Source organism: Streptomyces sp. NPDC006208, from assembly GCF_040613775.1.
In the GTDB taxonomy this organism is placed as follows: Bacteria; Actinomycetota; Actinomycetes; order Streptomycetales; family Streptomycetaceae; genus Streptomyces.
This window is the reverse complement of the sequence record NZ_JBEXSW010000029.1, coordinates 107,497-117,434: the sequence shown is the minus strand read 5'-3', so window position 1 is coordinate 117,434 and position 9,938 is coordinate 107,497. Positions and strand designations below refer to the sequence as shown.

Sequence of the window (9,938 nt, the reverse complement as noted above, 5' to 3'; positions counted from 1 at the left end):
GCGGCGGGCGGCGGGCGGCGGGCGGCGGGCGGCGGGCGGCGGGCGGCGCGAACAGCCGCTTCCCCGTTGGGGGTTGCGGGACCGGACCACACCGCGCGCCCGACTCGCGGCGTCCGACTTTGAAGGCCGCACGCCCGTCCGGGCGCGGCAGGCCGAAACGCCCGGCGGCTCCACCGCGACCGGCCCTCACCCAGATCGTCCCGTGATCGGTAGCCGAAAACGATAGAAATGTTCTATGCAGGAATTTTTTGGGCGAATCAGGCGTGGATCGCCGAAGTCGCCCGGGAGTGATCATGCGCCCGGCCGGCCGGACCGTCCGGGACACGGCCGTCAGGAGCAGCAGGACCCGGAGCCCGGCGTGCCGCCCGGCCGGCGGAGCGCGCGACGGTGGCTGCGGCGCCTGCGTTCGCTGCTGAGCGTGCGCAGCCTCGCCGGCCAGGTGTTCCTCCTGCAACTGACGGTCGTGGTGCTGGTCGTCGCCGCCGCGCTGGTGGCCCTCGTCGTACAGGCGCGCCGCGACAGCATGGCGGAGGCCCGGCACCGGACGCTCACCGCGGCCCAGACGTTCGCGAAATCACCAGGGCTCCTGGCGGCATTGGAGAGTACCGACCCCTCCGCGGCGCTGCAGCCGAGCGCCGAGGCGGTCCGCAGGGCCGCCGGCGTCGACGCCATCATCGTCTACCGGCAGGACGGGATCGCCCTCACCCACAGCGACCCGAACCAGATCGGGAAGCACGTCATCGGCCCCTACGCGGAAGCGGCAGCGGGAAAGTCGTTCACCAGAACCTTCCATGGGGCCCTGGGGCTTTCCGTGATCTCGGCCGTCCCCGTCAAGGACACCGGCGGTTCGGTCGTCGCCATCGTCTCCTCCGTCGTCACGGTGGGAAAGGTGCAAGACAGGGTGAACCAGCAACTGCCGGTGCTTTTCGGGGTTGCGGCCGGGTCACTCGCCCTCGCCGCGGGCGGGTCGGCACTGGTGAGCCGTCGCCTCCAGAGGCAGACCCACGGCCTGGGCCCGGCCGAGATGACCCGGATGTACGAGCACCACGACGCGGTCCTCCACGCCGTACGGGAGGGAGTTCTGATCATCGGGGGCGACGGCCGGCTGCTGCTGGCCAACGACGAGGCCCGCCGCCTGCTGGACCTGCCGAAGGACGCGGAACACCGCCACGTGAGCGCGCTGGGGCAGAACGCCGACCTCGCCGATCTGCTCACATCCGATCGCCCGGCCACCGACGAGGTGCACCTGGCGGCTGACCGGCTCCTCGCCGTCAACAAGCGGTTCACCGCTTCCCAGGGACCGGCGAGCAGGGTGGTGACGCTGCGGGACACCACCGAGCTGCAGGCCCTCTCCGGCCGGGCCGAGACCGCCCGCCAGCGGCTGCAACTGCTCTACGACGCCGGAGTGCGGATCGGGACCACCCTGGATGTCACGCGCACCGCCCAGGAACTCGCGGAGGTCGCGGTCCCCCGCTTCGCCGACGTCGTCACCGTCGAGCTCCTGGACCCGGTCCTGCACGGCGAGGAGCCCTCCGGCGTGAGCACCGAGATGCGCCGCACCGCCGTCGTCGGCCTGGAGGGGGACCACCTCCTCTACCCGGCCGGCAAGCTGATCCGCTTCGTCGCCGCCCACCCCATGGCCGCGGGCGCGGCCGACGGCCGAGCGGTCCTGGTGGAGGACCTGAGCGCCTCCGAGGGCTGGCGGGCCCAGGACCCCGACCGCGCCCGCCGGGTCCTGGACCACGGCATCCACTCCCTGATCGTGGTCCCGCTGCGCGCCCGGGGAGTGGTGCTCGGAACGGCCCACTACTGGCGGGCGAACGCCTCCCCGCCGTTCGAGGAGGAGGACGTGTCCTTCGCCGAGGAGCTGGGCGCCCGGGCGGCGGTGTGCATCGACAACGCCCGCCGCTACACCCGCGAGCACACCATGGCCGTCACGCTGCAGCGCAGTCTGCTGCCCAGCCGGGTGCCCGAGCAGACGGCCCTGGATGTGGCCTACCGCTATCTTCCCGCCCGGGCCGGGGTGGGCGGCGACTGGTTCGACATCATCCCGCTGTCCGGTGCCCGGGTCGCGCTGGTCGTCGGTGACGTCGTGGGTCACGGCCTGCACGCGGCCGCCACCATGGGCCGACTGCGCACCGCCGTGCACAACTTCTCCGTCCTGGACATCCCGCCGGAGGAACTGCTGGGCCGGGTTGACGATCTGGTGGCCCAGATCGACAACGACGAGGGCGCCGCCGACGGGGAAGGTCAGGGGATCACCGGCGCGACCTGCCTGTACGCCGTCTACGATCCCGCCTCCGGGCAGCTGGCGGTCGCCACCGCCGGCCATCCCGGACCGGCGGTGGTCCACCCCGACGGGACCGTGGACTTCCCCCAGCTGCCGATCTCCCCGCCGCTGGGCCTCGGGGCCGGACTGCCCAGCGAGAGCGCCGAGCTGACCGTGCCCGAGGGGTCCCGGCTGGTCCTCTACACCGACGGGCTGATCGAGGACCGGGACCGCGACCTGGACGTCGGCCTGGCGGCCCTGCGCGACGCGCTGGCCGGGCCCGGCCGCTCCCCGGAGGCCACCTGCGCCGCGGTCGTCGAGGCCATGATGCCCGACCGGCCCCGGGACGACATCGCACTGCTGGTCGCCCGCACGCACCGGCTCGACCTCACCCGGATCGCCGAATGGCAGGTGCCCCGCGACCCGGCGGCGGTCGCCCCGGTCCGCGCCGCCTGCGTCCGCCGGCTCCACCAATGGGGCCTCGGGCAGGTCGACTTCGCCGCCGAACTCGTCCTCAGCGAGCTGATCACCAACGCCATCCACTACGGCACCGATCCCATCACCGTCCGGCTCCTCCGCGACCGGGCGCTGATCTGCGAGGTCTCCGACGGCAGCAGCACCTCGCCACGACTGCGGCGGGCCAAGGTCACCGACGAGGGTGGCCGCGGACTCTTCCTGGTGGCCCGGTTCACCGATCGCTGGGGCACCCGCTACACGCCCACCGGCAAGGTCATCTGGGCCGAACTGCCCCTCCACGGCGGCGCCGGCCCGTCGGTGGAAGGACTCGCCGAGATCCTGCTCGACGAGGAGGAACCGCTTTCCGGCGAGGGCCGGGAGCAGGACGGCGGGGCACGGTGAGGGGCATCGCGAAGTCGCCGTACGAACACTCGCCCGGCACGCCCCACAGGTCCGGTCACGGTTTCCGGCCCACCGCCGCTCCCCCGGCCGGGGCGGTCGGCTCCCGACCTTGCTCGTTCCTGACCCCCTGTGTCCTGGAGCAATAGTGACTGCACCTCGTGTCCGAACAGCGGCCGTCGCAGGCTGCCTCACCCTCCTGCTCCTGAGCGGCTGCACCGAGACGCCGAAGGCCACGCCCGTGAAGCCGGCGGTCGCCACCTCCGCAGAGGACGCGGGGGGCATGGGCGTGCTGATCGCCGCGGCGAAGAACGAGGGTGCGCTCAACGCGATCGCGCTTCCCCGCGACTGGGCCAACTACGGCGGTCTGATCGACGGCTTCGAGAAGAAGTACGGGATCGAGGTCACGGTCGACGATCCCCAGGGCTCCAGCCAGGACGAGATCGACGCCATCAAGAAGAGCGGTAGAAGCGCCAACGCCCCCGACGTCATCGACGTGGGGGACACATTCGCGCGGACAGCGGCCCGGCAGAACCTGCTGGCGCCGTACCGGGTCGCCGCGTACGACTCGATCCCGGACAACCAGAAGGACGGCAAGGCCCGCTGGTACAACAACTACGGCGGCTACATCTCCATCGGCTGCGACGCCGGCCGCGTCACGCCCTGCCCCCGGACCTTCGCCGATCTGCTGGACCCCCGGTACAAGGGGAAGGTCTCGCTCGACGGCGACCCCACCCGTTCCAGCACCGCCTTCGCCGGCGTCTACGCGGCCGCCCTCGCGAACGGGGGGTCGTTCGACGACATCCGCCCCGGTCTCGACTTCTTCGCCGAGCTCAACGACCGAGGCAACTTCAATCCCGTCGAGTCCACCTCGACCGCGGTCGAGACCGGCAGGACCCCCATCAGCATCGACTGGGACTACGTCAACCTCGACTACGCCGAACGGTTCCGCACCAAGGGCGTGGACTGGCGGGTCGCGATCCCCTTCGACGGCAGCTTCGCCCAGTACTACGCCCTGGCCGTCAACAGGAACGCCCCGCACCCGGCGGCTGCCCGCCTGTGGCAGGAGTACCTCTTCAGCGCGGCGGGCCAGAACCTCCGGCTCAAGGGCTTCGCCCGTCCGGTGCTGATGGAGACCATGCGCGAGGACGGCACCCTCGACGAGACCGCCGCGGCAAGACTGCCGACGGTCGAGGGCGAGCCCCAGTTCCCCACGGACGCGCAACTGGAGAAGGCGAGGGCGACGGTCGACCGGGGCTGGGCGAAGGCCGTGGGAGGCTGAACACGTCGCGCCCGATGCTCTGCATGGTGAAGGTGCGCCACCCGTCTCCCGCGACCGGCAGCACCACATGGTCGCGCCCGAACCACCTGAGAAGGTGCCCGGGCCACCGCGGAGTTGCTGCACACGGGGCCGTGCAAGGATCCTGCCGTGGAAGGCGGAGACGTGTGGAGTACCGGACCGGTGGGCGAGGCGGCGACGGGAGACAGCTGCCTGGTATCGCTGCTGAGCCGGGGCGGCGTCGGGGAGCCGGACGGGCAGATCGTGACCGTGCCCATCGTGTGCCGGTACTGCGATTGGGATCAGTTCGAAGTGGCCGCGGGCGAGTGCCACTGCGTGGGCTGCTGCCTGCCGCTCGGCGTGCAGGACGGAGATGTGTACCCCGGTGCCTCCATGTGGGAGCTCGTGCCGTCCGGCACTCCGTTCCCAGGCTCGGCCGGGGGCCTGCTCACGCCGGCGGACATGGTCGGGTGTCCTGCGGGACACGACGTGTTTCAGGTGGCCGTCGCGTACACGCTTGCCGCGGACGGCCGGGTCCGCCGCCTGTCGGTCGGCCTGCGGTGTCCGGTGGACGGTGCGCTGCGCCTGTACATCGACAACGCGCGCGTGCAGCCGAGGACGGTCTGACAGCCGATTCCGAACCCCTTGTCCTGGCCCGGCCGTCCGGAACGCAGATCACCCGGCGCACTCGATCGAGGTGTCCCGGACGAGCCTGAAGGTGGCGTTCGCACAACGGCCACGGAGACCGTTGCGCGAACGCCGCCGGCCGGTCTCATCTCAAGGCGACCAGCCCTGAACTCCACGAAGACCCCGGCCCGGAGCGGCACAGGCCGGGACAAGCACCCCTGGGCGGTTCTGGACCGGGCCTACGGAGCGACCGCGAACGCCTCGATCTCCAGCAGCAGGTCGGGCCGGAACAGCCCGGCGACCTGCACGGCGCTGCTGGCCGGCGGGCGGGAGGTGTCCACGAACTCGTCGCGCACCTTACGGACTGCGGGCAGATGCGCGATGTCGGTGAGGAAGTACGTGAGCTTGATGACCTCGTCGAAGCCGACGCCCGCCGCAGCGAGGCAGCGCCGCAGGTTCTCGAAGATCTGCCGGGCCTGCGCCTCGGGGTCCCCCTCGCCCACGAGCTTGCCGTCGCTGTCGAGGGCGATCTGCCCGGCGACCGCGACCAGCCTGCCGGTGCCGGTCACGACGTTGGTGTAGCCGTTGCCGGGAACGACGCCCTCGGGCTCGGGGATGTGGGTGATCTCTGCTTTCTCGTTCATGCCCGCCATCCTCATCTGCCTCCACCCATCGCACCAGCGCATGTCTCGCAGAGGACCCATGCGTGGCACGCATAGGCCAACTAGGCCCTGTCCGGGCGATCTTGTCGGGCCCGCGACGACAGCTGCGGCACTTCGCCGTGTTGTCGCAGTCGCCCAAGTACGTCCAGTACGAAGGCGATCTCCCCCGGCCTCCGGCCGGGCGGTACCCCAAACGCCTTGCGATGCGTCCCCTCGACCCTGGCGGCCTGGGGAGACCCCACACCTCGGCCCGGCGGGCCTGGGGAGACCCCACACCTCGACCCTGGCGGGCCCGGGGAGGCCCCATGCCTCGACCCTGGCGGGCCCGGGGAGGCCCCATGCCTCGGCCCGGCGGGCCTGGGGAGACCCCACACCTCGACCCTGGCGGGCCCGCGGAGACCCCACACCTCGACCCTGGCGGGCCCGCGGAGACCCCACACCTCGACCCTGGCGGGCCCGGGGAGACCTCACGCATCTGACGCCGCAGACTGATCCTCGAAGATCGCCCCGGACAGAGCCTAGGCTGCCGGGCATGGACGTCACCGCGCTCCGCTCGTTCTCCGAGGTGTGCCGCCGGGGCTCGATCAGCTCCGCGGCCCAGGCGCTGGGGTACACGCAGTCCGCGCTCTCCCGCCAGATCGCCTCTCTGGAGACGCACTTGCGCTCCTCCCTCCTCCACCGCCACGCGCGCGGCGTACGCCCCACACCCGCGGGCGCCGCGCTGCTGGAGCACGCGACGGCGATCCTCGCCCAGTTCGACCGCGCGGAGCGGGAGGTCACGGCGGTCGCCCGGTACGGCACGGCGGCGGCCCGTATCCGCGTCGGCGCCGTGCCCTCGGCCTCGGCGGCGCTGCTCCCCGAGGCCCTGGCCGCCTTCGCGGCCGAACGCCCTGCCGTACGCGTCGAGTTCACCGAGGACGTCTCCCCGCGTCTGCTGCCCCGCCTCCTCGACGGCGAACTCGACGTCGCCGTCCTCACCGACTACCCGCCGGGCCTGCCGGCGCGCGAGGGCCTGCACGCGACCCACCTACTGGACGACGAGCTGCTGTGCGCGCTGCCGAGCAGCCACCGCCTGGCGAACCCGGACCCGGACGCCGGGGACCTCGACCTCGCCGAACTGGCCGACGAGGCCTGGGTCGAGGACTACGCGGGCTCCGCCTCCGCCCTCGCCGCAGCCTGCGCCCGCGCCGGGTTCACGCCACGCATCGACATCCAGTGCGGCGGCTGGCTCGGCAAACAGGCATTCGTGGCCGCCGGCCTCGGCGTCCTCCTGGCCCCCGCTCTCCTCCTCCCGGCCCTCCGCCCCGACCTGGCCGTCCGCCGCCTGCGTGAACCCCCGTACCGCAGCGTCTACGCGGTGGTCCAGGAGCGCCACTCGGCACCTTCCGAGGCCTCCGCCGCCTTCGTCGAGGCCCTTGCCCGCACCGAAACGGTGCGGAAATGTCCACCCGCCGCTTCCACGACGCACCAGGGAATGAAGGAGAAGCTGCTCCACCGAGGGCATGGTGATGAGGGCCAGGAGCTGCGCGGATAGCGGCGGGTGACCGTTCGATATGCGCGTTCGCGGCGACACTGCTTCGCTGATGGGGCCCGCTCTCCCCCGATCCCAAGGAGTGATCATGAGCGTTGCAGGTGAATCCGGCGGCCGTGCCCAGCAGATGCGCGCGAAGGCGCAGGAACTGAAGGAAGCGGCGGAGCGTGCCACCGACCCGCAGGAGCGCCAGAAGCTGCAGGAGAAGGCGCGCCGCATGCAGGAGCAGAGCGAGCAGGAGATCCGCAAGGGTGGCCAGGGACTGGACCCCATGAAGTAGCGGGCCCGCTGAACCCGGCCGGCAGCCCCTCGTCCCAGGACGGGAAGGCTGCCGGCCGGACCTCTGCGGAACACGAGCATGCCGGGAACCCACTAGTGCCGATTTAGCCCATTTGGAGGGTTTAGGGCGTTATTTCGGGCGCCGGTGCCGTCTCATGGGTTTGACCACTACTGCGTTCGGAGGTGCCCGATGTACCGCATGCGCGCCGAACCCCTGGCGGCGAAGGCCGGCCTTGGAGTGGTGTGGCACGCTCTCGACCGCGGCGGTAATGCCCTGTGCGGCCGAGGCATGAGCTCCTGCACGTACTCCATCTCCATGAACGCCGTTGCCACGACAGCTGCCGCATCCTCCCGGGGCGAGAGGTCCACGTGAGTCGCCCTGGCACCTCGCGGCAGCACACCCGGGTCAGGCCGCGGATCGTCGAGCGATGGCGCGAGTCGGCGGACCGGAACCTTACCCCCACGAAACGGTCGCTGATCGTCACGTGGATCTCCTTCGGCACGACATGGGGCGTGGTGCGGCTGATCACGCACGGCATCCGGGGCGGGTGGCTGCCGTGGGGGAACATCTCGGCCGGCGGCCAACACCTGCACCACTACAACCTCGGCATCGCCACCCTCGCCGGCATCGGCCTGGTCGCCGTACGCGGCGACGAACGGGCCATCGGGCACCCCGCGGTCGCGGCCGCCTACGGCGCCGGAACAGCTCTGATCACGGATGAGTTCGCCCTGCTGCTGGACCTGAGCGACGTCTACTGGGACAAGCAGGGGCGGCTCAGCGTGGACGTCTCCCTGGGCTTCCTGTCCGTACTCGGCGCGTATCTGACCGCCAAGCCGTTCTGGGACGAGGTCGCCCGTGTCACCCGCCACCACGTGGCCTCCGCGGCCAGGCGAGGCGTCTCGGCGGCCGTATGACGGGGTTCACCGCGGCCTCGGCCCTCCCGCGGGTAGCCGGGAGGTGCGGCTGCCCCCGCCCGGGACTCGTAGCGTCCGCGGGAGGGGCGCGAACAGCATGCCGGTTCAGCGACCGGCACTCGTGGTCAAAACCGCACGGGCAGCGCGACCAGTCCGCGGGCACGCATCGACGGCCGCCACCTCAACTCGTCGCGAGGCACGTCCAACGCCAGAGCGGGGAACCGCTGCAGCAGCGTACTCACGGCAATATGCGTTTCCAGCCGTGCCAGAGGGGCGCCGACGCAGTAGTGGATGCCGTGACCGAGGGCCAGGTGCCCACCGTCCCGCCTGTCCACATCGAGACGGCCGGGATCGGGAAACCGGTCGGGATCACGGTTGGCGGAGGCCAGCGACAGCATCACCGTCTCCCCGGCCGGGATCGTGACCCCGTCGATCTCCACGTCTTCGACGGGGAAACGGCGGATGGCAAGGAGCGCCGGACCGTCGTAACGGGCGAACTCCTCCACTGCGCCTTCGACCTTGGCCGGGTCGTCGCGGAGCGCGGCCAGTTGCTCCGGGTGGTCCAGAAGCGCCAGCACAGCGGTGCCGATGAGTTGCACCGTGTTCTCGTAGCCGGCGAACAGCATGAGGAACGCGAGTGACGTCAGCTCGTCCTCGCTGAGCTTGTCACCCTCGTCGCGCACGTTGATCAGATCCGTCAACAGGTCGTTGCCCGGCGTGCGCCGTTTCTCGGCAATGAGTTGGGTGAAGTACGCCAGCATCGCGGGCACGGCCTGCTTTGCCGCGCCGGGGTTCTCAGGATCCGGGGCGACCAACGCATCGGTCCAGGCCCGGAAGTCCCGGCGGGAGTCATGCGGCACGCCCAGCAGGTCGCAGATGACGGCGATGGGCAGCGGCGCAGCGAACTCCGCGACAAGGTCGGCGCGCCCCCGGCCGGCTACGCCCTCCAACAACTGGTCGGCCAAGGTCTGCACGCCCGGACGCATCCGCTCCACCCGGCCGGGCGTAAAGGCTTTGCTGACAAGGCGCCTGATCCGGGTGTGGTCCGGCGGGTCCATGTTCAGCAGGTTGCGGTCGAGGGCCGGGGGTAGCGAGAAGCCTCGGTAGTTGCCGGGAAGCCGGTACACCTTGTCCAGGGAAAGCCGCGGGTCGGCCAGGAGTTGCCGCACGTCGGAGTAGCGGGTGACGATCCATACCGGCAGCCCGTCCGGCCCGGTGACCCGGTGCACCGGCCCGGCCTCGCGAAGTCGGGCGTACGCCGCGTGAGGGTCAGCGACCAGGGCGGGCGGATCAGGAAGAGTGGTGGCCATGGCGGGCAGCCTAGGACGATCATCCGGGGCCGCGCGCCCTACCCCTCCGTCAACTGACGGTCCACCAGGAGCGTCAATGACCACCAGAGCGTCCACGTGGTCGCTGACCTGGGCCTTTGTGTGACCTTGTGGCCGCACCTTCGACAGTGGCAGCAGCGGCTCGGTGATCTCCCACATCCCGTCCGGAACCTCCCTCGACCGTCAGCCCCAG

General features: G+C 71.4%; 8 protein-coding genes. 6 read left to right on the top strand and 2 right to left on the bottom strand.

The window, feature by feature from the left end; translation table 11 throughout:
• Positions 1 to 418: 418 nt before the first annotated feature.
• The 3 genes from ABZ208_RS23865 (at position 419) to ABZ208_RS23855 (ending at position 5,030) form a co-directional block, all read left to right on the top strand.
• Complete coding sequence (locus ABZ208_RS23865) at positions 419 to 3,127, top strand: SpoIIE family protein phosphatase (RefSeq protein ID WP_356911480.1); 2,709 nt, start codon at positions 419 to 421, stop codon at positions 3,125 to 3,127.
• A gap of 196 nt (positions 3,128 to 3,323) precedes the next feature.
• A complete protein-coding gene (locus tag ABZ208_RS23860; RefSeq protein WP_356911485.1) occupies positions 3,324 to 4,406 on the top strand; it encodes an extracellular solute-binding protein in 1,083 nt (360 codons plus the stop codon).
• 147 nt (positions 4,407 to 4,553) lie between these two features.
• On the top strand, positions 4,554 to 5,030 hold the full coding sequence (locus ABZ208_RS23855) for a hypothetical protein (RefSeq protein WP_356911479.1): 477 nt from the start codon (positions 4,554 to 4,556) through the stop codon (positions 5,028 to 5,030).
• A 239-nt stretch (positions 5,031 to 5,269) separates the two neighbouring features.
• Here the strand turns inward: ABZ208_RS23855 and ABZ208_RS23850 are convergent, their stop codons facing one another.
• On the bottom strand, positions 5,270 to 5,674 hold the full coding sequence (locus tag ABZ208_RS23850; protein ID WP_356911478.1) for a RidA family protein: 405 nt from the start codon (positions 5,672 to 5,674) through the stop codon (positions 5,270 to 5,272).
• 550 nt (positions 5,675 to 6,224) lie between these two features.
• Here ABZ208_RS23850 and ABZ208_RS23845 point away from each other — a divergent pair.
• The 3 genes from ABZ208_RS23845 (at position 6,225) to ABZ208_RS23835 (ending at position 8,417) form a co-directional block, all read left to right on the top strand.
• A complete protein-coding gene (locus tag ABZ208_RS23845; protein WP_356911477.1) occupies positions 6,225 to 7,226 on the top strand; it encodes a LysR family transcriptional regulator in 1,002 nt (333 codons plus the stop codon).
• A gap of 85 nt (positions 7,227 to 7,311) precedes the next feature.
• Positions 7,312 to 7,503, top strand: coding sequence for a DUF6381 family protein (locus ABZ208_RS23840; RefSeq protein ID WP_356911476.1), 192 nt, complete (start codon positions 7,312 to 7,314; stop codon positions 7,501 to 7,503).
• 368 nt (positions 7,504 to 7,871) lie between these two features.
• A complete protein-coding gene (locus tag ABZ208_RS23835) occupies positions 7,872 to 8,417 on the top strand; it encodes a hypothetical protein (RefSeq protein WP_356911475.1) in 546 nt (181 codons plus the stop codon).
• A gap of 125 nt (positions 8,418 to 8,542) precedes the next feature.
• On the opposite strand, the gene ABZ208_RS23830 is transcribed toward ABZ208_RS23835, so the two are convergent.
• Positions 8,543 to 9,727, bottom strand: a complete 1,185-nt coding sequence (locus ABZ208_RS23830) for a cytochrome P450 (RefSeq protein WP_356911474.1) — start codon at positions 9,725 to 9,727, stop codon at positions 8,543 to 8,545.
• Positions 9,728 to 9,938 lie beyond the last annotated feature (211 nt).

What these genes read in the sequence shown, in the direction of transcription:
- ABZ208_RS23850 (WP_356911478.1), bottom strand. Translation starts at nt 5,674, where the DNA reads ATGAACGAGAAAGCAGAGATCACCCACATCCCCGAGCCCGAGGGCGTC.
- ABZ208_RS23845 (WP_356911477.1), top strand. Translation starts at nt 6,225, where the DNA reads ATGGACGTCACCGCGCTCCGCTCGTTCTCCGAGGTGTGCCGCCGGGGC.
- ABZ208_RS23840 (WP_356911476.1), top strand. Translation starts at nt 7,312, where the DNA reads ATGAGCGTTGCAGGTGAATCCGGCGGCCGTGCCCAGCAGATGCGCGCG.
- ABZ208_RS23830 (WP_356911474.1), bottom strand. Translation starts at nt 9,727, where the DNA reads ATGGCCACCACTCTTCCTGATCCGCCCGCCCTGGTCGCTGACCCTCAC.